The sequence below is a fragment of the Aerococcus viridans genome (assembly GCF_002083135.2).
In the GTDB taxonomy this organism is placed as follows: domain Bacteria; phylum Bacillota; class Bacilli; order Lactobacillales; family Aerococcaceae; genus Aerococcus; species Aerococcus viridans_C.
This window is the reverse complement of the sequence record NZ_NBTM02000001.1, coordinates 1020501-1043230: the sequence shown is the minus strand read 5'-3', so window position 1 is coordinate 1043230 and position 22730 is coordinate 1020501. Positions and strand designations below refer to the sequence as shown.

Below are 22730 nucleotides of genomic sequence, written 5' to 3'. Positions count from 1 at the left end.
AACTTAGTCTTCGTTGTCACCGTTTAACTCGGATTCTTTAAACTCTTCATTGATACGTTCACGAATTTCAGCGATTGAATTCATCTTTAAATCATATAATTCTTGCGATAAATCAACTGGGTATGGTTCTGGATTCAACATACGGCGGTATTCTGACCATAGGGCTTCCAAGTGCTCGCGTGAAAAATCACGAACGGTTTCAAGTGATGGCACATCGTAAACCAATTCACCCTTGTCGATGATGGTTTTTAATAATGGCCGTGCATTGAAACGGCGAACTGTCTTGTTAATGTAAGTATAAGTTGGATGGAACATGAAGATAGACTCAGCGTCATTAGGATTTTCATTCATGGTTGTAATATAGTCCCCTTCAGATTTACCATCTTTCTTGCGGGTAATACGCCAAATTTGTTTCTCACCTGGTGTAGTAATTTTCTCTGGAGATGACGAAATTTTCATGGTTGGGACCATATCGCCATTTTCATCTTCAATGGCACATAGTTTGTAAACGGCCCCTAAGGCTGGTTGGTCGAAGGCTGTAATCAGCTGAGTACCTACACCCCAAGCATCAATTTTAGCACCTTGCATCTTCAAGTTTAAGATCGTTTTTTCATCTAAATCGTTTGACGCAGAAATAATAGCATCCGGGTAACCTGCTTCATCCAACATCTTGCGGATACTTGATGATAAGTAGGAGATATCGCCAGAGTCGATACGAACGCCGACAAAACGAGATTTATCTTCCATCTCATTAGCCACTTTAATCGCATTTGGCACTCCTGAACGAAGGGTATCATAAGTATCGACCAAGAATGTACATTTTTCATGGGCATTTGCATAAGCTTTAAACGCTTCATAATCACTTTGATAAGCTTGTACCATAGCATGCGCATGGGTTCCTGAAATTGGAATATTGAATAATTTACCTGCGCGTACATTAGAGGTAGAGTCGAATCCACCAATATAAGCCGCGCGAGCTCCCCAAATAGCCGCATCCATTTCTTGGGCACGTCTTGAACCGAATTCAGCTAATGCGTCATCACCAGCAACATTCCGGATACGTGATGCTTTTGTCGCAATTAAAGTTTGATAGTTGATAATATTTAATACTGCCGTTTCGATTAAAGTACAATCAGCTAATGACCCTTTAATTTGCATCAACGGTTCATTTGAAAAGGCAATTTCCCCTTCTTCCATGGAACGAATTGTTGCATCGAAGTGGTAGTTTTTCAAATAGTCTAAGAAATCTTCGGGATAGCCTTGTGTTTCCCGTAAGTAGGCGATATCGTCGTCGGTAAATTTCAAGTTTTGTACATACTGAATGACACGTTCTAGGCCTGCGAAAATGGCATAGCCACTTTCAAACGGATTTTTACGGAAGTACACTTCAAAAACCGCTTGTTGGTCAGCTTTTCCAGCGTCCCAATAAGTCTTCATCATATTGATTTCATATAAATCTGTGTGAAGCGCAAGGCTATCGTTGGTCGTTGTCTTCATATTCTTATTCCCTCCAAGAATTGCGATTTGACTTTCCTTATTATAACACTATTCCTCAGCTAGTTGTCACCTCTAGACGTTTATATCCTTGATTTAGTAAGCAAAAAAGCGTTAGCTACCAGTATATGTGACTGTCGCTAACGCTTAATTGACTTTTCGTTTATAACAATTTGAATGAAGAGTAGACCAATATTGCTACCAAAGGTCTCACATCCTGTTTAGTTGGGTTCGTCAGAGCAGCCAGGTGTCACATCCTATTTAGTCGGGTTCGAGTCTCCAGAAAGGACTGCGTTTCAGATTATGTTGTAGATGACTTCGCCATCTACTGCCTTAATCTTCCAACGTTCCTTTCTTGACGTCGACTCTCACACCCTATCCTATTAAGTCGAGTTCGTTCGACCAGCTCAAGTCCTCTTCAGATTAGTTTGCGACACACCTTGTGTGTCACGGCACTAATCTTCCAGAGTTATTGAGCTTAACGGTCTCACTCTCATCCTATGACGTCGATGTTCATTTCTTCTGCTTCTTCTCTTGTTACTGTTGGTTTTTCGTCTTCGTCAATGCCTGATGAAGACACTTTGTCGAAGAGAATTTTTATGGTTTGTAATAGAATCTTGAAGTCTAGGAACATTGAATATTGTTTAATGTAAATTAAATCAAAGTTCAATTTTGAGTTAAAGTCTGTAGCATATTTACCATAGACTTGCGCGTAACCCGTGATACCTGCTTGTACGTTATGACGTAGGTAGTAATGCGGATTTTCTTCTTGGAATTGGTTCACGAAGAATGGTCGCTCAGGACGTGGTCCAATCATGGACATATCTCCGTGTAGCACATTCAATAACTGTGGCAATTCATCGATACGCAAGGCACGAATATATTTACCAACTGTTGTGACACGTGCGTCATTTTTCGTTGCAATCATTGGACCTGATTTCACTTCAGCATCCGTTGTCATTGAACGGAATTTCAAGATATCAAACTCCTCGCCACCTTTAGTAATACGTACTTGGCGGTAGAATACTGGACCTTTAGAAGTTAATTTAATAATAATTGCCGTAATCAACATAATTGGTGATGCTAATATTAAACCAATTAAAGCTATCAGAATATCTAATCCTCGTTTGAGCAACGCCTGGTCTGCTGGAATTGCGAAGTCTGAGGTTTCAATAATGGATTCATCTTCAAAATTCATAATATTTGGATTTACCATTACCAGGTTTTCAAATTTAGAATTCAAGAATAGTTTTTTATTCGCTCGCATTAGCAAGTCATAAATTTTTAATTTTTCACTCTCATCAATCTGCGATGCAAGGTATACAATATCATACTCATCTAAACGACTCTTCACATTGCGGTAGTAATCTTCTAACACCACGTGTGTCACAATATGACGAGTACTTTTTGAATTTTTGAAATTATATATTGCTGGAAAAACAGCTTCTTCAGATCCAACAATCATTACCCGTTTTGTCGATGCATAGCGTCGATAAATATCGAAGACTAAGGCTCTAAAAACATAAAGCATGATTACACTAACCGCAAAATCAATCAAGACGACTGAACGCGGAAAGGCTAGCCATCTACCAGCAAAACTTAAAACCATAGCAACAACTGCTAATATCCCTTGACTGATGATGGTAATGAAGAAGAGGTCGCCTTTGGTTTTATCATAAAGGATGTAAACCCCAAATAATATATTGATAAATACAAAGATAATTAATATCCAACCAATTGCCCCTTGGAAAGCTTCATAGTTTTTCAAAGGTACATATCGACCATACCGCAAAAAGAATGAAACAAGATAAGAAAGGAACAAGATTAACGCTTCTGTTGCCGCGATAACCACGCGGTACCAGTTCGTCCATTCTCCGTTTTTTTGCATTTTTTCACCCATTTCATTATATATATACTATAAGTAAGCACCTATAATCCCTAATATTCTACCATAACCCGACTGGATTATAAGCCTATTCTAGTTAAAAAACCTTTAAATTATAGTAGAAAATAAAAAAAGCAGCTAGCTTTTACCCTAACTGCTTGAAACCATTTTGATTACTCTGGTGATCCATATGGAATTGGACTAGATTCAGTAACTGAATCACTTGCAACAGATGACCGAGGTCGTTCTGTTGTATCTGATTCAACCGCTGATTGTTGTTGTGAACTAGATGATGTGGCACTGTCCTCTATAACCGAACCATCGCTTGAGGAAGATGATGATTCATTCATCTGACTGGAGTCACTTGTGGCACCATCTTCAATATCTGAGTCATCACTTGATGATTCGGATGCACTCGATGATGAAGAATCGCTTGAAGTGGATGTTGATGCACTATCACTTGAACTACTAGTTGACGCGCTACTTGAATCGCTTGCGCTTGCAACGCTAGAACTTGAACTAGATGCACTTGATGTATCACTCGATGATGAACTTGCTGAAGAAGGGATTTCTTCACTTGAACTATCATCAGTTGACGAATCACCAGAAGGAGTTGATTCAACATCACTTGATGAGATAGAAGAGTTAGTATCTGAACTTGAGGCAACGACCCTCGATGAGCTAGATACACTAACACGACTTGATGAACTTGATCCATTGCCACGGCTCGATGTCCGTGAAGTACTTTGTTCAGATTGTTTGGATGCTAATACACCAGAAGTTACATTAGTATTCACAGCAAAAGAAGGACGCTCTGAGGTTCGACGTAATGTTAAGGTAGCGGATGCGTCATTAGAAGCCATAATTTCTTCACGTTTAGCTTGTAAATCAGCTATGCGACTTTTTGAGGCTTTAATGGCTACTTGACCTTCCTTACGAATTTGAGCCAGCTCTTCATCAGATTTGCTGGCTGCTTCCGCTTCTTCTATCAAGCGGTTAAAGATAGTTTGTGTAGCTTCTTCATCACTCGCTGCAATCATCTCTAACAATTTATCTTGTAAACAGGGATTTTCAATTTTATTTACGCGTTTAGTGATAGTTGTGAGCTTATCCTCTAATTTATCGTAAGTTAGTGAACTATCTTCTTCAATTGCTAGTAAATCATTTTTATACCCTTCGATTATGTTGACCTGATTTTCAGCTTCATCAATCAATGTTGTAGCTGTGTTATAGAACCCATCATCTTCATGATTCAGTTGACTCGAATGGTTATCACGAAGTAAATCAAGCTCATCAATGGTAACTTCCTCATCTACAAGGACATACTCTTTAATCGTCGCCCCATTAATTACCGCTTCGCCATCACCACAATGCTCTTTATCAAATAAATCATTTAACTGACTTTGTAAATCAAACCGTTGCTGTACAGAATGAATTCGGTCAACGATGATATCTTTATCAGCACTGTCTCTTAAACTGTTTACTTCTTTAGTTAAGGAAGAAATCTCGTCTTGTTGAATGTCTGCTTTTAGAAAGGTATAGGAGTTATCAAAATAAAGTGCATTTACTGCTGATGCCACTGCTTCAGTTTTTTCTTCTGCAGACGTGCGATTCGTATTTATAAACGCACGAATGATGAAAAAGGCTGTCAAGCATATCACTACACCCGATAGAACATAGGCAATTTGTCGATTATCTTTAAAAAAACGCTTGCGCACTTTTTCTCCCTCCTTTTTTCTTTTCCTCAGTTTCTTAGCCTTAAGATTATCATGCAATTGCACAAAAAAAGCCATCTGTTGCACTTTATCATATAATTTTTATATTAGTCATACTCGTGTAATCAATTTGTAACAGCGTAAACATAGGGTGTGAGTGTCGACGCTCAGAAAGGAACTGTTGGAAAATTAAGGCAGTAGATGACCAAGTCAGCTACAACTTAATCTGAAGCGCAGTGCTTTTTGGAGGCACGAGCTCGACTAAAGGGTGTGAGAGTCGACGTAAATAAGTATATTAAGTTCAACTATTTCTCTACATTTCACCGTGTATTACCATTGCCGGTTAGAAGCTTTATATATAACTTAATGATAACTGAGATTGCCATAAAGCTGAAATAATACAAATCAGAAATAAAAAAGCGTCGCTACTAAGTGTTGCGACGCCAGTTCGTATAATTATTGAGCATATTTCTCATTCATCTTGCGTTCATACACATTTAATAACTTCGTTAGTGTAAAGGTTAGCATAAAGTAGATAGCCATTGAGATGATTAGTGGGATGATACCGTTAAAGGTAATCGTTGATACATTACGGGTTTGGAATGTTAATTCCGCTACCCCGATTGTAGATACGATTGATGATTCTTTGATTAAGGATACAAATTCATTCCCAAGAGACGGCCAAATCGATCTTAATGATTGTGGGAAGATAACCTTCCGCATCGTCGTCCAGTAGCCTAAACCAAGTGAACGTGCGGCTTCAGCTTGCCCCTTATCAACCGAGTTGATCCCTCCACGGATAATTTCTGCAATATAAGCACCTGAGTTTAGAGATACCGCAACCAAACCTGATGTCATGGTTGACCAACCAAACATACCAGCAAAACCGAGGTAAACAAATAATACTTGAATCATTAGTGGTGTCCCACGAACTACTTCGATGTAAGCTTGAGCTATCAAATCAACTAATCTATTTTCCGATAAACGCATTAACGCTAGCGCTGCACCAATAATTAAACCAAAGAAAATCGCTGTCGCTGAAATGACTAAGGTTGTTTTCAAACCATTCACGAAATAAGGCGCATAAGCTGCCCAAGTTGATTGACGATTGTCTTCAATAATTTGGTAAGATTCCTCCAACCATTGGTCAATTAAACCTTGTTCTTGAGCATCTGCAATGGATTCGTTAACTGCTGCTTGTAATGTAGGTTGGTCTTTTGGCATTGCTACTGCCTTACCAGGATCTTGGATTGGTAAATTCGCTTCGATAACTGTTAAATTAGGATTTTCTGCCGCATACGCTCCGGCTACGTCCTCATCTAATAATACCCCGTCAACTAAACCTGAATCTAAAGCTGAAATTGAATCAGTTGTCGTACGCATGACTTGTACTTCTGAATTAGGATAATATTCTCCAACTAATAACTGTTGTGTGGTCCCTTCTCCAATAGAGATTTTTCCACCTTTTGAAAAGTAGCTATCATCTGTAATTTCACTCACTTTACTTTCTTGAATAACAAATGATTGACCAGAAACTTGGTAGATATCAGAAAAATCTACTGATTTAGCTCGCTCTTCAGTGGAAGTCATTCCCGCTAATACAATATCAATTTGACCCGTATCCAATGATGTTAATAAATTCGAAAACTCCATATCGACAACTTCAAGTTTAACCCCTAAGTCGTCCGCAATTTTCTGTGCTAAGAAGATGTCTAGTCCAACAACCTGATTTTTCCCATCTTTTAAAATAGAGAATTCAAAAGGTGCATACGTAGAGTTAGTCCCAACCCGTAATACCCCTCGGTCTTGAATGTCTTGGTATAAAGTATCCTCTCCCGGTGCTGTTGCTTCACTGGCATCAATGGTAGATGCCGCTGATTGACCATCTTCAGTTGCCAAAACGGGACTCTGACTCAACCCAACCATGGCTAGGACAAGTGTCATACAAACCAAAATGATTTGTTTCATATATTTCATGATTCTGCCTCCTCTAAAGCATTTTTCTTTTATATCAACAATTGCTTCTTATCAACTATTTAATTAGCTAACTTCAACTTTTACTATTTTAGGCAATAAAAAAAATCCCCACCTCTATAACAGAGGCGGAGATCCACGGTACCACTCTAATTTTAGGGGTGGCCTTCACCTCCCCTTACTTGGAATGGTAACGTCATTAGCGAAATGACCTACTATCTAAGGTTCAGTCATTTTTCTCAACAATGCGGTTCAATTATCTATTCTGTAAGGCCTCACACCAACGCCTCTCGCTACACCAGTCGATAATTTACTCTTTGTATCTACGAATATTTATTAAAATAGTATGTGGTTATACCACGTCCACTACATTATATTGACATGACCATGTATTTGTCAATCACTCTTAGGGGAAAAAATTAGCATAAAGGAACATAAAAAAAAGAGAATCTGACATATATGCCAAATTCCCTTTCACTTATCTATTTAAATGAATTAGCCAATAAATTTAGCTGCGTATTCAGCGAATTGCGCACCAGCGCTTGCTAAGAATTGTTTAGAGTCTTCGTTAGTTACTTCACCAGTCTCCATGTCAGAAATTTCAGCAGAGTTGATGTAAAGTTCTGGTTGAGCCATAGTTTGTAAGTCTAAGAATACTAATGATTGACGTAATGAGTGATGAGCTAAAGTACCAGCAATACCAGAGATAGATTGAGATGCTACTAAAGCGGGTTTACCAGCCCATACGTTTTGACCCCAAGGACGAGAAGCTACGTCTAAAGCATTTTTCAATGCAGCTGGGATGTTACGGTTGTGTTCAGGTGTTACAAAGATGATGGCATCTTGAGCTGCAACTTGTGCACGGAACTCTTCGTATTCTGCAGGAGAGTTAGCGTCTAAGTCTTGGTTATATAAAGGTAAGTTTGCGATTTCTAGGAAGTTAACTTCTGAACCTTCAGGTAAACCTGCAACGATTGCTTTCGCTACACCTTCAGATAAAGAGTTTTGACGTATAGAACCTACTACTACACCATATTTTGTCATATTAAAAATCTCCTTTTCAAATGTTCTTAATTTTTTTATCTTACAAAATATATCATAACACCTCGAATTCGAAATATCAAAAGTTAGTGCTTCGTATAACAAGTTTCTTTATTGTAAAATGAAGGGGTTGTTAACCTTGTGCTATGGAGATACCCACTATATCATGGTTTTTACTTACAAAATATAAGTGTTGAAAAATAGACTATTTGCTCGATGAGTACATTCTTTGTATTTTACAACCTTTATTGTATTTGATTAGTCACTCATTTCGCGCAAAAATACACGAGATTGATCCTCAAAAAATGGCCAGATTGTAAACACAGATCCTACAGCAAAATCCTGCTCAATATCCCCTTCCTCAGGATGCTCATTTTTGGGCTATATTGGGCTACATAAAGGATAAAGGACTGCACCAACAGTACAGCCCCTTAACTCGGAAGAATATATACATTTCAAGCTGCCAACCGTCTCTTACTTAGCTGATATCCGGCTCGCCAAGTCAGACTTATCTCGCACTTAGTTATCTTAACCACTCATTATTTCTTGCGACATCCGAAAAGGCACCTGGTTCTGTCGTTTCACCTTTGGCCCAGATTTGTTCAGCCATTTTACGTGCTGATTGTGGTAGACCAAATAGTTTGATGAAGCCTTCTGCATCGTTTTGGTTGTAGATGTCATCTTCACCAAAGGTTGCTAATTCGTCTGAATATAGTGAGTAAGGACTTGTCATACCAGCGTCGATAATGTTCCCTTTATATAGAACCATTGTCACTGAACCGGTCACAGTTTTTTGTGTTTCGTCTACAAAAACTTGTAATGCTTTACGTAATGGGCTAAACCATAAACCGTTGTAGACTAGGTCTGCGTATTTCAAGGCTACGCTTTGTTTGTAGTGTTGTGTGTCACGGTCTAAAGCGATTTGCTCTAATTTTTCGTGAGCGTGGTAAAGAATAGTGCCACCTGGTGTTTCATAGACCCCACGCGATTTCATCCCTACTAGACGGTTTTCAACGACATCTAAGATACCGATACCATTGGCACCACCAATTTCATTTAATTTTTCTAGTAAAGCGATTGGTGCTAATTTTTCTCCGTTTACAGCAATCGGTATACCTGATTCAAAGGTCACCGTAACTTCAACTTCTTGGTCAGGTGCAGATTGTGGTGATACCCCTAATTCCAAGATGTCTTCGTAGTTTGGTTTGTTGGTTGGGTCTTCTAAGTCTAACCCTTCATGTGACAAGTGGAATATGTTTTCGTCTTTAGAGTAGTTGGTTTCGCGTGTAATTGGTAGTGGCACGTTATGCGCTTCAGCGTAGTCAAAGGCTTGCTCACGAGATAAGATATCCCATTCACGCCAAGGAGCAATGATCGTCATTGTTGGATCGAATTCACGGATTCCTAACTCGAAACGCACTTGGTCGTTTCCTTTCCCAGTACAACCGTGAACAATAGCGTCACAGCCTTCTAAATGCGCAATTTCAACCATACGTTTAGCGATTAATGGACGCGCGTAGGCAGTCCCTAATAAATAAGTCGACTCGTATTTAGCCCCTGCTTGGATCGCTGGGAAAATATAATCCGTAATGAATTCCTCACGCAAGTCTTCTACATATAATTTCGTTGCCCCGCAGGCTACCGCTTTTTCTTTCAAGAATTCAAAGTCTTCTTCTTGACCAACGTTACCAGTCATCCCGATAACTTCACAGTCGTTATAGTTTTCCTTTAACCAAGGAATAATCACTGAAGTATCTAAACCACCTGAGTATGCTAGTAAAACCTTTTTAATTTCTTTATTTGTTTTTGCCATAATGAATGCCTCCTAAATTTCTGTCTAAAAATTTCTGTCTATATTTTCTAATTAAAATCGTTAAGCGTATTTTTGGTTCATCTTTCTTTCATATACATTCAAGACTTGCGACAAGGCATAAGTCATGATGAAGTAGATGATCATTGAAATAAATAATGGGACCACTGCTTGGTACGTAATACTTGTTACAGCACGTGTTTGGAAGGTTAATTCTGCCACCCCAATGGTCGATACAATAGACGATTCCTTGATCAAGGTGATAAATTCATTCCCCAATGACGGCCAAATCGATCTTAATGATTGTGGGAAAATGACCTTCCGCATGGTTTGCCAGTAACCAAGCCCTAGTGAACGCGCAGCCTCAGCTTGCCCCTTATCAACGGATTGAATACCCCCACGGATAATCTCCGCGATATAAGCACCCGAGTTCATGGATACAGACACTAACCCAGCAGTCATTGTGGACCAGCCAAAGATAGACCCTACACCAAGGAACATGAACAAGACTTGGATCATTAATGGTGTACCACGCACAAACTCGATATAAGCTGTCGCCAACAATTTTAAGATTGGGTTATTAGTCAAACGCATAAGGGCTAAGAAAATCCCCAAGATCATACCGAAGAAGATGGATACCCCTGCAATAATCAAGGTTGTTTTAATTCCGTTCCAAAAATATGGCCAGTAGGTGGTCCAACCTGTGCCCGCGTTTTCACCAGCGATAATATCAAATGATGCTTCTGTCCAGGTATCGATTAAGCCTTGGTTATTCACATCTTCTAAAATATCGTTGATAGCTGTTTGTAAGGATGGTTGGTTTTCCGGGACACCAATTGATTTACCTTGGTCTTCAACCATGCCGTCTAAGTTAGAGTCAATAACGGTTAACCCTTCATTTTCAGCTGCATTGGCGCCGGCAACCGCATCATCTAGTAATACCCCATCTGCTTGACCAGAAGTTAAGGCCGCAATGGCATCCCCTGATTTACGCATAATCAACAAGTCTGGATTTTCAAAGAAGTCTCTCACATAACCCTCTTGTAATGTCGCTTCAGATACCGCAATAGTATGCTCGCCATTTTCAAATGAGGTATAATCTACAATTTCATCTTCTTCGCCTTCACGAATAACGATGGATTGACCAGATAATTCATAGGCATTTGAGAAGTCAATGGATTGGTCACGCTCTTCAGTCGCCCCCATACCAGCGATGATCAAGTCGATCCCCCCCGTTTCAAGCGAAGCGATCAATGACCCAAACTCCATATCAACAACTTCCAGTTCAACCCCTAACTGGTCTGCGATATATTCCCCTAGGAAAACATCAATCCCAACGACTTCATTTTGACCATCTCTTAAAACGGTAAACTCATAAGGTGAGTAACCAGAAGCAGTCCCCATTCTAAGCACACCACGTTCTTGAATCTCCGCCAGTAATGTATCTTCACCCTCAACCTCAGCCGCTGCTTCAGGACCCGTCCAAGACGATGCCGAAACACTTTTGGCTGGTACAACAAGACTGATCAAGATGGCCAAAATAACCATCAAATTAAAACCCTTCAACTGCCATCCCACTTGATTTTTCTTCTTCAGCTGACTAAACATCTTCTTCATCCTCCTAGATTTTTCCTATAAAAAAAGCCCACCTCTCCTAAAAAGAAGAGGCGGACGAATATCCACGGTACCACTCTACTGTCGCGATTTTTGTCTATGAGTTTCCCCTTGTCAAAACTAGACTTTCATCCAATCCTTAAAACAGGCTTTCATTTGTCGGCCCGGAAAATAAAAAAATCCGCCCCTTCAAATGAAGAGGCGGTTAATATCCACGGTACCACTCTACTGTTGACAAAAATACATCAACGCTTGATGACTTAACGCGCCTAACGAATTGAGCTACTTTTATGATCTAATTAGCTTACTTCACTCAATTATCTCAGCAATGCGGTTCACAATTCTCCTGACATAGACCTTCCACCAATCGTCTACTCGCTTAAGACAGTACTCTTGTTACTCTTTGCCTCTATGATTTAATATTCAATTCTCATAAAAAAATGACATCTATCATTTATTTTTAATTTTTTATCATTTTCTTTTAATCATTCTAGTCGGTAATTTATAGAAAGTCAACCGGAAAAGTAAAATTCTTTTTACAAAACTTTCAACCTAGTAAATATTAGCTCGAACCCTTAGGATTGCTGCAGTCACCGCTTCTGGCGCTGGCCCCCCAGCAACATTCCGGCGGTAAACACAATTCTTCAAATCGATGGCGTCATAAATATCGGCATCAAATAATTCTGAGTATTTTTGGTATTCATCCAAGGTTAATTCTTCCAAGCTCTTGCGGTTTTCCGTACAGTAACCCACTAAATCTCCAGATACTTGGTAGGCATCTCTAAAGGCCATCCCCTTGTTGGTCAGGTAGTCTGCACAGTCTGTCGCGTTTAAAAAACCAGTTCCACAAGCTGCATACATAACTTCTTTATTGACGATTGTCGCTTCTAACATGCCCGGTAATAGAGATAACATCGCTTTCACATGGTCAATCCCGTCAAAAAGCTGCTCCTTAATTTCTTGCAGATCTTTATTGTAAGCAAGCGGCAGGCCTTTCATAATGGTTAAGACACTCATCAGATTCCCGTAAACCCGGCCCGTTTTTCCACGCATTAATTCATGGATATCGGCATTCTTCTTCTGTGGCATGATCGATGAACCAGTTGAGAAGGAATCTTTCAGGCTGATGAAACGGAATTCTTGGCTGGACCACATAATCGTTTCTTCCGCGTAACGGGACATGTGCATGGACATCATGGCTAAATCTGACAGGAATTCGATGGCATAATCGTTGTTGGATACCGCATCGATTGAGTTAACATACGGTGCTGTGAAACCTGCCACCTGTTCAGTTGTATAGAAAGGGTCAATTGGGTAAGTAGACGTTGCTAAGGCCCCCGCACCAAGTGGCATATCGTTCGCTACCCGGTCAGAAAGGTCCGCAAACCGCGATAAGTCACGGCTGAACATCTGCGCATAGGCCAATAAATAGTGGGCATAAGTGATTGGTTGTGCCCGTTGTAAGTGGGTGTAGCCCGGCATAATCGTGTCCAAGTGTCCCTCTGCTTTTGTCAAAATAGCCTCAATCGCTACTTGGGTTTTCTCGATAAAATCTTGCAATTCATCTAGCACATAAATCCGCATAGCTGTCGCTACCTGGTCATTACGAGACCGGCCAGTATGAACCTTCTTCCCAATTGTGCCAAGACGGTCGGTCAACTCAGCCTCGATGAAAGAATGAACATCTTCCGTTGTAAAATCAACGACTAAAGTCCCATCCGCATAATCTTGACGCATTTGCTCAAGCTCTTTTACCAAGCTGTCCGACTCCTCTAAACTAAGAATCCCTTGGTGACCTAACATGGCCGCATGGGCTTTTGACCCACGGAGGTCAGCGTCCAACAAGCGGTAATCTACTTGGATAGATTGGTTAAATTGATAAGCATCTTGTGACATTTCCTCGTGAAATTTATTAGACCAGATGGCCATAGCGATACGCTCCTTTGATTTCTGGGCAATCTCCTGCCCGTTTCTTGTCTTCGTTAATGAGAATATTAACAAATAATGAGAAAATAACAAGTGTTTTTATTTTTGGAAAACAAATGCTGGACCTTTTCTTGGCGCGCAAAATAGGCCTGACCCTTGTGGGCAAGCCCTTGTTGATGGTGATCATTATTTTCTAAATTGTGGTAGATTTTCCTCTAAATTGACAATATCTGTATCCAACAAGTCAGCTGCTTCAATTTGCTTAGCCAATTGCAACAGCAGGTATTCGTTTCCTTTGTTGGCAATAAAATGCGCCCCAATTGGCAGTCCTTCTTTATTTTTAAACATCGGCAGGGAAATCGCTGGTTGGCCGATTAAGTTGACAATCGACACATATGGCGAATAAAGGATTGATTGGCCAAAATGGTCCCAAATCAGTTGTTGCTGATCGTCTTGGCTTAGCTGGTCGATACTTTTTTCCGCTGCAAGAATTTTTTCATCGGCTTCAAAAATCCCATGTTTAGGCGCTGGGCCATTCGTTGTTGGTGTCAATAAGAGGTCATAATGCTTGAACGCTGCTTCATAAATGGCAGCCCATTGATCCCAGTCGCCGATCATTTGGCTTAATTCCACCGCCGAAATTTTGTAACCAGACCGGTAAATCGCCCAAGTCAAGGGTTCCATATCTGCATCCGTTAATTCACGGCCAAGTGCTTGAGCAATCCCCTCCATCATCACCGTAGTTTCAACGCTGTTCATTTTAAAGTAAGACTTCATGACCTGAATCCGGTCCACTGGATCCGCAACTTGAAAGACATCATGACCTAGAGCTTTCAACTGATCGATTACCTGGTCTAAGACAGCCTGCCCCACTTCACTGATGGTTAATTGGTCATTCAAATCAGTCAGATAACCAATACGTAAGGGCCGGTCTAAATCCACCAACTGGTCTTCTTCGATTGTTGGCATTGGAAAAGGCGCCTCGTATTGGGTTACCTGCAAGGCCTTCAACAATGTCCAAGTATCACGGACCGATTTTGTTAAGGCAAAAGGTACCGCCGCCCCTTGCCAGCTCCGGTATTGACCAGGGCCAACTGGCATACGCCCACGACTCGGTTTCAAACCAATCAGTCCTGAATAAGACGCCGGCATTCGAATCGACCCGCCTCCATCAGAAGCATAGGTTAAGGGCACCATTCCCGATTTTAAGGCCGCAGCTGCACCACCACTTGAACCACCTGGATTACGGTTGGTATCAATCGGCGAATTAACCGCGCCAAAAGCTTTAGAATCACTAATCCCTTTAAAACCAAATTCAGGCACGTTAGACCGACCGACCGCGATAAAACCAGCCTTTTCAACAGCTTGAACAAAATTGTCCGTTACCGTCGCCATATTATCTTTGAGTAATATCGACCCACTCGCAGCCAACTGACCAGCTTGTGACTGGCCAAGATCTTTAATTAAAGTTGGCACCCCGAAAAATGGGGGTAAATCCGCTTTTTCTTGCGGGCTCATCTTAGCTAAAAGTGCGTCATACTCATCCGCTTTGGCCAAGGCATCTGCGTCTTGACGCCAAACAACCGCATTTAAAGTCGGGTTCAAAGCCGTCATATTCTCTAAAGCAGCAGTCACAACCTCCTTAACTGACAACTTGCCCTCTTTAATCTGTTCAGCATAGTAGCTCGCATCTTCTGTAAATAACATCATCAAACGCCCCTTCAACCATTCAGTATTTTTTCAGTTCAATAAATCCATAGCTTCATTATAATCAAAAGCCCTAACTGAAAGATAGGTTGAACCCTTAACTACAGAAAAATGCATAAAAAAAGAGCCGCGACATCACTGTCACGGCCCCATAGTTTGCTATATTTATAGGGTATTCGATTTAATTAGCCAATAATCGGCAGATCAATATCTCTCACCCTAGTCAGGTTCGAGCCTCCAGAGAGGGCTGCATTTCAGATAAGGTTGTTGCTGACTTTGTCAGCCACTGCCCTAATCTTCCATCGTTCCTCTCTTGGCATCGGCTCTCTTACCCTGTTTTTTAATACATACCTGCACTTGGATCCATTGCTGGCATTTGTGGTTCAGGTTGCGGTTGGCTTGCAACAGCTGCTTCAGTAGATAGGATTAATCCAGCTACTGAACCCGCGTTTTGCAATGCTGAGCGAGAAACTTTTGTTGGGTCAACAATTCCTTCTTCAATCATGTTTACCCATTCAGAAGTTGCTGCATTAAAACCAATGCCGTCTGCTTGTTCTTTTAATTTTTCAACAATAACAGATCCTTCTAAACCAGCATTCTCAGCGATTTGACGTACTGGTGCTTCTAAAGCACGTAAGACGATTTGTGCACCAGTTTGTTCATCACCAACTAATGTTTCAGCTAATTCAGCAACTGCTTTTTTAGCATTGACGAAGGCAGTACCACCACCAGCTACGATACCTTGATCAACAGCCGCACGTGTGGCATTTAAAGCATCCTCGATACGTAATTTACGTTCTTTTAATTCTGACTCAGTAGCTGCACCAACTTTAACAACTGCAACACCACCGGCTAATTTAGCTAAGCGTTCTAATAATTTCTCACGGTCATATTCAGAAGTTGTTTCTTCAATTTGGCTACGGATTTGGGCAACACGTTGTGCTAATTGCTCTTTATCGCCTGCACCCTCAACAATAGTTGTTTCATCTTTTGTGATTACAACGCGGTTAGCAGAACCTAATTGGTCAATTGTCGTATCTTTTAATTCAAGTCCTAAATCTTCAGTAATAACTTGACCACCTGTTAAGATAGATAGGTCTTCTAACATAGCTTTACGACGGTCACCAAAGGCTGGTGCTTTTACCCCAACAACGTTGAAAGTACCACGGATTTTATTTAAAACTAGTGTTGGTAATGCTTCACCATCAATATCGTCAGCTACTAATAATAATGCACGACCTTCTTGAACAACTTGTTCTAGAACTGGCAAGATGTCTTGGATATTAGAAATCTTTTTATCTGTTAATAAAATATAAGGATTTTCTAAAACAGCTTCCATCTTGTCATTGTCAGTTACCATATATTGAGATAGGTAACCACGGTCAAATTGCATACCTTCAACAACATCTAGAGAGGTATCAATTGATTGAGATTCTTCAATAGTGATGACGCCATCTTGGCCAACTTTTTCCATTGCTTCTGCAATTAAGTCACCAACTTCGCTGTCACCTGATGAAATTGATGCAACGTTAGCGATTGCGCCTTTAGAATCTACAGGAACTGAAATTTCAGATAAACGATCTGAAGCTACGCGAATTGCTTTGTCAATCCCGCGACGAACACCCACTGGATTAGCACCAGCAGTAACGTTTTTCATACCTTCAGTTACAATTGCTTGTGTTAAAACAGTTGCAGTTGTTGTACCGTCACCGGCAATATCATTTGTTTTTGAAGCTACTTCAGCAACTAGTTTTGCACCCATATCTTCAAATTTATCTTCTAATTCAATTTCTTTGGCGATAGTTACACCATCGTTAGTGATTAGCGGTGAACCATAACTTTGGTCTAAAACAACATTACGACCTTTTGGTCCTAAGGTTACTTTCACCGTATCAGCTAGTATATCAATCCCACGAACCATAGATTGACGTGCATCTTCTGAAAATTTAATATCTTTTGCCATTTATTCATTCACCTCATAAAAATTCATACTGTTATTAATCTGTAAATATTGATAAATTGACTAATCTACAATTGCGATAATGTCGCTTTCTTTAATAATTAATAATTCTTGACCATCATATTCAAATGTTGAACCTGCATATTTTTCAAATAGAACGCGGTCGCCTTCTTTCAATTGTGATGTGAAATCTTCTGTATTCTCAGCAACTGCTTCAACAACACCTACTTGTTGTTTCTCTTTGGCAGCTGACGGTAATACGATGCCTGAAACTGTTTGCTCTTTAGCCTCTTCAACTCTCACAACTGCGCGTCCGTTTAATGGTTTAATCATTTACATGTCCCTCCATTTAGATAAAATATCTGTCAAATCCAAGCTAAATTACTTGGTTTTTTTAGAGATTAGCACTCTCTTTGATTGACTGCTAACCTCTACATTTCTTATATTAAAACAATCAAATATGAATTGCAAGAGAAAGATTGACTTTTTTTGACCTATTTTTCTTTATAAGTCGAAAACCTTGATTTTATGCGGAATTTAAGTTATTTTTAGTAGTCGAAGAATGTGTTATATAAGAGAGGAATGTCAGTTTTTTATGTTAAAAGGACCAGTAATACTTTTATTACTATTTAAATTAGTATTTATTTTTCTAGCCGTTACCTTTGCCATCGGTAGTGTAGAAGGCTCTGGATGGAATTGGACTGTATACTTAGCGCTAGCTGTTGCTGCTTATGAAATTGTTGACTTGCTAAAGACGCTAAACATACTACGCCAATTTAAATCCAAATCATAATTTTTTTGTTGCGATTTAGTAAAAATTGCAAACAATTTAAGGTTTGATATGTGAAACTTAACAAACTTTCCCTGCAATTATAGGTAAAAAAGGCCGAGACTAAAGATCTCGGCTTATTTGCTTGCTAGCATATAGGTAGCAAATATACTATGAATTTGTTGAGATGAAGTAGATTAAGGTTTGTAGTTCGTTCGTGAAGTCTACATCTTGCACCCGAATACTATCCGGTACATTTAATCTCACGGGCGTAAAGTTCAAGATGCCTTTGATACCTGCTTGTTCTAACGACGGTATCATATCTTGAGCAACTGCTTCAGGTACTGAGAGAATGACCACTTCTATATCCATTAATTTTAATTGTTGCGTTAAATCCTTCATATCATAAACAGGTACACCATTGTGGACCGTACCAATGATATCCTGATTGATATCGAAAGCAGCACCGATTCGTACATTGTTTGATTTTTTGAAGTTATAATTCAATAAGGCATTACCGAGATTACCTACACCAACTAATGCAACTGTTGTTAAACGATCTTGGCTTAGTGTCTTACCAAAGAAGTCTAATAAAGCATCAATATCATAGCCATACCCTCGTTTTCCTAAGGCACCAAAGTATGAAAAGTCACGTCTGATCGTTGCACTTTCAACTTTTACTGCTTCACTTAATTCTGTTGAAGAAACACGTGTTTTCCCCATATTTTTAAATACACGTAGGTAACGGTGGTAGAGTGGCAATCTTTTGGCTGTAGCTTTGGGTATTTTACGCATGTTCAGTCCTCTTTCTAATTTGGAAAATGATTTCTTAGACAGTATACCAAGTTTGTGAAATTAACACAAGAGTTATTGCTTACTAAATTTTAGACTATGTTAAAAAATGCAATGTTATATAAAATGTTTCTAACAAATGCCCAAATCTTTTTGTGGTAAAATGATTAAGACTATCAAACGAAAGGATCATGCCCACTATGATCATATTACAAGGTTCAAATTTAGCAAGACGCTATGGCGTTGAAGTAATTTTTGAAAACGTACAAATGACTATCCAACACAACAGTCGAATTGCCCTGGTTGGCCGTAATGGTGCCGGCAAGTCGACCCTTTTAAAAATGTTGGCCAATATTGAAGCCCCTGATGATGGGCAAGTGTCCTTGACTAAAGGGACAACCATTGCTTATATGGACCAACACACTGCGGTTTCTGGTGACCGAACTATTTACGAAGAAATGGTCTCTGTTTTTGAACCCGTTATTAAATTATTGAAAGAATCCGAAACAGCGGCCCTAGCCTTGGCGGATGAGGAGCTGATGCAGGATGCTGAAGCCTATGAAGCTGCCTTAAACCGGTATGACAAGCTTCAAGAGGACTTGATTCGTTTTAACGCTTATGGTTACGAATCAGAAATCCGTACGGTCTTACATGGTTTCAAATTCTTCGATGAAGACTACGACCGTAAGATTTCAACTCTTTCTGGTGGCCAACGGACTCGTCTAGCTTTAGCGAAAATCCTACTAGAAAAGAAAGATTTATTGATTCTCGATGAGCCGACTAACCATTTGGATATTGAGACGTTAACTTGGTTAGAGAACTATCTACCAAAATATCCTGGCGCCCTATTAATTGTATCTCATGACCGGTATTTCTTGGATGCCGTTACCAATGAGACTTATGAAATGGCGCACCAAGGTATCCATTATTATAAAGGGAATTATTCATTCTACCTGAAAGAACGAGCACAACGTCTCACCCTGCAAATGAAAGCTTACGAAAAGCAGCAAGAAGAGATTGCCAAATTAGAGGACTATGTAGCCCGTAATATTGTGCGCGCCTCAACTACAAAAATGGCACAGTCCCGCCGTAAGCAGTTAGAGAAAATGACCAAGATTGAAAAGCCCTTAAATGACGAGAAATCAGCTCGGATCCAGTTTTCAGTAGCTGAATCTTCAGGGAATGACGTCTTACAAGCTAATAAATTAGCGGTTGGTTATAGTCCGGACAACATTTTAGCTGAACCCATTTCTTTCCAATTGCGGAAACAAGAAGCCATTGCAATCGTTGGGCCAAATGGTGTGGGAAAATCGACTTTATTAAAAACAATCATCAAACAAATCCCTGCCATACGCGGCACGATCGATTATGGTGCCCACCTACAAATTGGATACTATGACCAAGAATTAGGAAATCTAAATTCGAAAAAGGACGTCCTACATGAATTGTGGGATGAACATCCTACGATGATGGAACGGGATATTCGGACAATTCTTGGATCTTTCTTATTTACCGGAAACGATGTGACCAAGTCCGTTGCTACCCTTTCTGGTGGTGAAAAAGCCCGTCTTGAATTGGCTAAACTAGCGCTCGAACATGACAATTTCTTGATTCTCGATGAGCCGACCAACCATTTGGACATCGATTCTAAAGAAGTCTTGGAAAATGCCTTAATCGAGTACGACGGCACCTTGTTATTTGTCAGCCATGATCGGTACTTTATCAATCGAATTGCCACTTCCGTTTTAGAAATCAACCCTGAAGGTTCGACCCTTTATCTAGGCGACTACGATTATTACGTAGCCAAAAAAGCCTCTGAAGAGGAACGTTTAGCCCTATTAGAAGCTGAAAATAACCAAGAAAAAGTTGAAAAAGCAGTTATTGAACCTGCTTCTGATACCAAACAAGCCTTCCAAATGTCTAAAGACAAGCAAAGAGAAGAGCGTAAATTGCAACGAGAAATTGCCCAGCACGAAGAGGTCATGGCCGAATTGGAGGCAACCATCGAAGGTATTCAACTGGATATGACCAAGCCCGAAATCTTAGATGACTTCGAGAAATTGAATCAACTAAACCAAACTCTTCAAGAAAAAGAAGAAGCGCTAGACCAAGTCATGACTGCTTGGGAAGAAGCTGCTACTAAACTAGAAAACCTATAGTAACGCCAAATAAGGCAAGCCACATCCAATATGATGGCTTGCCTTATTTTTTTATTAGGTATTTATGGAAAATCCCCCAAAATACTATCTATTTCAAGAATACGGCGTCGTCCACTTGGTATTTGTCCCCTTCTACCCCTTTGCGGACATCGTCAATCCGGGTCTTGGTGGCTTGACGGAAGAAGGCCAAGTCGTTCAATACCGTGACGAATTGGAATCCTTGTTCAATTCGGTTGATCGCGTCATTAGCATTGGCTGTAAAGATCCCTGGAATTTTACCTGCTTCTTTACATGCTTTAAGGACTTTTTGAATATTGGCTTCAAGTTCTGGACTTGTTGATGGGTCTTCAACACCCATGGCATGCGCTAGGTCAAGACGACCGATGTACACACAGTCAATTCCTTCAACACTCACGATTTCTTCAACATTTTCAACCGCTTCCGGGGTTTCACATTGGACGATAACCATGGATTTTTCGTCTACTTCACCCTTGTTATAGTTTTCATAGGCACCCCAGAGTGGCCCACGCCCAATCCCTTTACCGCGGATACCAATAGGCGGCATTTTAGTATTTTGAATCACGAATTCCGCTTGTGCTTTGGTATTGACCATTGGAATCATCAATCCATGCAAACCGATATCTAACATTCGCCCCATCATTGGACCGTCTTCAGGATTGTAAACACGGGCATATGGCGCAGTACCGTATAATTCGGCTGCACGCACCATATCTAAGGCTGTTTCTAAGCTTGTTTGAGCATGTTCGAAGTCAATCATAGCAAAGTCGAAGCCATTGACCCCTAAAATTTCCGTATTTAACGAAGAGCTTGATGCCACAAAAGCACCGATAGCATAGCCTTTTTCAGCAATTTTTTCTTTTACAAGGTTGCGCATTTCCATTTATATCATCCTTTTCCCGTCTTTAGTCCTATTCAAATCAGTCCTAGTATCTCTATTTCTAATTAGTCAATAATGTTAAAGCCTTGGTAGCCTTGTTGTTTCAAGAATTGGCTGTAAGCTTCGTTGTAGTCTTCACGCGCTGGGGCGAAAATATCCACATTCACCACTGTTTCTGGCGAATCGTACACATGAATATAATGTTCAACGCCCTTCGGCACGACTACCCATGAGCCTGCCTTCATGCGGAACGGCTCACCGTCAACGTAATAGTCACATTCACCTTGTAATATCCAGGCGATTTGTTGGTGGTCATCATGTGTATGTGGACGTAAGTCGTTGCCATTATCTACTCGGTTAACTGTTACATTGACGCCGTCACCTGACATGGCGAACACGGCTTGGTCAATCCCCGGGCGTAATGGACGGTAGGGAATCTCATTGATGTTTCCAAAATCTACATTTTCTAGTGCCATGATGCATTCCTCCAATATTGATACTTTGTTTTTATTAAAACTTTATGAGTTTTTTGATTGGTGTCACCTTACCATCTCATTTTATTAAAAGCAACAAGAGAAAGTATTTGCCAACGAATCCTTTTGTTATTGTCTTAGGAATCTCTAGAAAAATGGTTGACCAACTTTTTCTGGCCTTCTATGAAGGAAATGACATCTTTTGATCAAATTTAGGGGCATATTATGTCAAAATAAGCATCTTTCAAAATATACAATTTTTGTTTTCAACTCGTTTTCAGCTGACAAAGTGGTCCAGCTCACCCTCATAAAACTCACCATTTTCTCATTTACAAAAATATTACAATTGAACGAATCCCTTGATACATATAAGATTAACCCCTCTTTATGTTTCAAAAATGACATTAAATTAAAAATAAATGTGGGAAAGACTTGTTAAAATGAAAATATGATGATAATATAACACTAACTTAAATCAAAGGAGTGAGACCAATATGACAATGCATTCAGAAT

The 22730-nt window shown here is 40.0% G+C and carries 16 protein-coding genes and 1 other annotated feature; of the genes, 2 read left to right on the top strand and 14 right to left on the bottom strand.

The genetic code is table 11. From position 1 onward, the window contains the following. Positions 1-3: 3 nt before the first annotated feature. From A6J77_RS05060 to A6J77_RS05010, 11 genes are all read right to left on the bottom strand, one after another. Positions 4-1497: a nicotinate phosphoribosyltransferase gene (locus A6J77_RS05060; protein WP_083068735.1), complete on the bottom strand. Its 1494-nt coding sequence runs from the start codon at positions 1495-1497 to the stop codon at positions 4-6. Between the two features lie 490 nt (positions 1498-1987). Continuing rightward, positions 1988-3382 carry a sugar transferase gene (locus tag A6J77_RS05055; RefSeq protein WP_193756639.1) on the bottom strand — a complete coding sequence of 465 codons (1395 nt, stop codon included), beginning with the start codon at positions 3380-3382 and terminating at the stop codon, positions 1988-1990. A gap of 170 nt (positions 3383-3552) precedes the next feature. After that, the gene (locus tag A6J77_RS05050) at positions 3553-5097 is read right to left on the bottom strand and encodes a cell division site-positioning protein MapZ family protein (protein WP_083068732.1); all 1545 of its coding nucleotides are present in this window, start codon (positions 5095-5097) and stop codon (positions 3553-3555) included. Between the two features lie 453 nt (positions 5098-5550). Beyond that, positions 5551-7071, bottom strand: a complete 1521-nt coding sequence (locus A6J77_RS05045; protein WP_083068730.1) for an ABC transporter substrate-binding protein/permease — start codon at positions 7069-7071, stop codon at positions 5551-5553. A gap of 492 nt (positions 7072-7563) precedes the next feature. Then, positions 7564-8112 (bottom strand): NADPH-dependent FMN reductase, encoded by a 549-nt coding sequence (locus A6J77_RS05040; protein WP_016897993.1) that lies wholly within the window; start codon positions 8110-8112, stop codon positions 7564-7566. Between the two features lie 520 nt (positions 8113-8632). Then, positions 8633-9922 carry an argininosuccinate synthase gene (locus A6J77_RS05035; RefSeq protein WP_083068729.1) on the bottom strand — a complete coding sequence of 430 codons (1290 nt, stop codon included), beginning with the start codon at positions 9920-9922 and terminating at the stop codon, positions 8633-8635. Between the two features lie 60 nt (positions 9923-9982). Further along, the gene (locus A6J77_RS05030) at positions 9983-11536 is read right to left on the bottom strand and encodes an ABC transporter substrate-binding protein/permease (RefSeq protein WP_227645125.1); all 1554 of its coding nucleotides are present in this window, start codon (positions 11534-11536) and stop codon (positions 9983-9985) included. A 191-nt stretch (positions 11537-11727) separates the two neighbouring features. After that, positions 11728-11954: a binding site (T-box leader), on the bottom strand. 131 nt (positions 11955-12085) lie between these two features. Continuing rightward, positions 12086-13462 carry an argininosuccinate lyase gene (gene argH / locus A6J77_RS05025; protein ID WP_083068724.1) on the bottom strand — a complete coding sequence of 459 codons (1377 nt, stop codon included), beginning with the start codon at positions 13460-13462 and terminating at the stop codon, positions 12086-12088. Between the two features lie 183 nt (positions 13463-13645). Further along, positions 13646-15166 carry an amidase gene (locus A6J77_RS05020; protein ID WP_083068722.1) on the bottom strand — a complete coding sequence of 507 codons (1521 nt, stop codon included), beginning with the start codon at positions 15164-15166 and terminating at the stop codon, positions 13646-13648. A 340-nt stretch (positions 15167-15506) separates the two neighbouring features. Next, positions 15507-17129, bottom strand: a complete 1623-nt coding sequence (gene groL, locus A6J77_RS05015) for a chaperonin GroEL (protein ID WP_083068721.1) — start codon at positions 17127-17129, stop codon at positions 15507-15509. Positions 17130-17189: 60 nt separating this feature from the next. Continuing rightward, entirely contained in the window at positions 17190-17459 is a 270-nt protein-coding gene (locus tag A6J77_RS05010; RefSeq protein ID WP_003143273.1) for a co-chaperone GroES, read from the bottom strand. Positions 17460-17721: 262 nt separating this feature from the next. On the opposite strand from A6J77_RS05010, the gene A6J77_RS05005 reads away from it, so the two are divergent. Continuing rightward, positions 17722-17919, top strand: coding sequence for a hypothetical protein (locus tag A6J77_RS05005; RefSeq protein ID WP_083068719.1), 198 nt, complete (start codon positions 17722-17724; stop codon positions 17917-17919). 147 nt (positions 17920-18066) lie between these two features. On the opposite strand, the gene A6J77_RS05000 is transcribed toward A6J77_RS05005, so the two are convergent. Continuing rightward, on the bottom strand, positions 18067-18690 hold the full coding sequence (locus A6J77_RS05000; protein WP_083068717.1) for a redox-sensing transcriptional repressor Rex: 624 nt from the start codon (positions 18688-18690) through the stop codon (positions 18067-18069). Between the two features lie 197 nt (positions 18691-18887). Between A6J77_RS05000 and A6J77_RS04995 the strand changes: the two genes are divergently transcribed. Then, complete coding sequence (locus tag A6J77_RS04995) at positions 18888-20846, top strand: ABC-F family ATP-binding cassette domain-containing protein (protein WP_083068715.1); 1959 nt, start codon at positions 18888-18890, stop codon at positions 20844-20846. A gap of 88 nt (positions 20847-20934) precedes the next feature. Here the strand turns inward: A6J77_RS04995 and A6J77_RS04990 are convergent, their stop codons facing one another. After that, positions 20935-21747 carry an HpcH/HpaI aldolase family protein gene (locus A6J77_RS04990; protein WP_083068713.1) on the bottom strand — a complete coding sequence of 271 codons (813 nt, stop codon included), beginning with the start codon at positions 21745-21747 and terminating at the stop codon, positions 20935-20937. A 62-nt stretch (positions 21748-21809) separates the two neighbouring features. Continuing rightward, positions 21810-22220, bottom strand: coding sequence for a cupin domain-containing protein (locus A6J77_RS04985; protein ID WP_083068711.1), 411 nt, complete (start codon positions 22218-22220; stop codon positions 21810-21812). Positions 22221-22730: the final 510 nt, after the last annotated feature.

What these genes read in the sequence shown, in the direction of transcription:
- A6J77_RS05060 (WP_083068735.1), bottom strand. Translation starts at nt 1,497, where the DNA reads ATGAAGACAACGACCAACGATAGCCTTGCGCTTCACACAGATTTATAT.
- A6J77_RS05055 (WP_193756639.1), bottom strand. Translation starts at nt 3,382, where the DNA reads ATGCAAAAAAACGGAGAATGGACGAACTGGTACCGCGTGGTTATCGCG.
- A6J77_RS05045 (WP_083068730.1), bottom strand. Translation starts at nt 7,071, where the DNA reads ATGAAATATATGAAACAAATCATTTTGGTTTGTATGACACTTGTCCTA.
- A6J77_RS05040 (WP_016897993.1), bottom strand. Translation starts at nt 8,112, where the DNA reads ATGACAAAATATGGTGTAGTAGTAGGTTCTATACGTCAAAACTCTTTA.
- A6J77_RS05035 (WP_083068729.1), bottom strand. Translation starts at nt 9,922, where the DNA reads ATGGCAAAAACAAATAAAGAAATTAAAAAGGTTTTACTAGCATACTCA.
- A6J77_RS05030 (WP_227645125.1), bottom strand. Translation starts at nt 11,536, where the DNA reads ATGAAGAAGATGTTTAGTCAGCTGAAGAAGAAAAATCAAGTGGGATGG.
- argH (WP_083068724.1), bottom strand. Translation starts at nt 13,462, where the DNA reads ATGGCCATCTGGTCTAATAAATTTCACGAGGAAATGTCACAAGATGCT.
- A6J77_RS05020 (WP_083068722.1), bottom strand. Translation starts at nt 15,166, where the DNA reads ATGTTATTTACAGAAGATGCGAGCTACTATGCTGAACAGATTAAAGAG.
- groL (WP_083068721.1), bottom strand. Translation starts at nt 17,129, where the DNA reads ATGGCAAAAGATATTAAATTTTCAGAAGATGCACGTCAATCTATGGTT.
- A6J77_RS05010 (WP_003143273.1), bottom strand. Translation starts at nt 17,459, where the DNA reads ATGATTAAACCATTAAACGGACGCGCAGTTGTGAGAGTTGAAGAGGCT.
- A6J77_RS05005 (WP_083068719.1), top strand. Translation starts at nt 17,722, where the DNA reads ATGTTAAAAGGACCAGTAATACTTTTATTACTATTTAAATTAGTATTT.
- A6J77_RS05000 (WP_083068717.1), bottom strand. Translation starts at nt 18,690, where the DNA reads ATGCGTAAAATACCCAAAGCTACAGCCAAAAGATTGCCACTCTACCAC.
- A6J77_RS04995 (WP_083068715.1), top strand. Translation starts at nt 18,888, where the DNA reads ATGATCATATTACAAGGTTCAAATTTAGCAAGACGCTATGGCGTTGAA.
- A6J77_RS04990 (WP_083068713.1), bottom strand. Translation starts at nt 21,747, where the DNA reads ATGGAAATGCGCAACCTTGTAAAAGAAAAAATTGCTGAAAAAGGCTAT.
- A6J77_RS04985 (WP_083068711.1), bottom strand. Translation starts at nt 22,220, where the DNA reads ATGGCACTAGAAAATGTAGATTTTGGAAACATCAATGAGATTCCCTAC.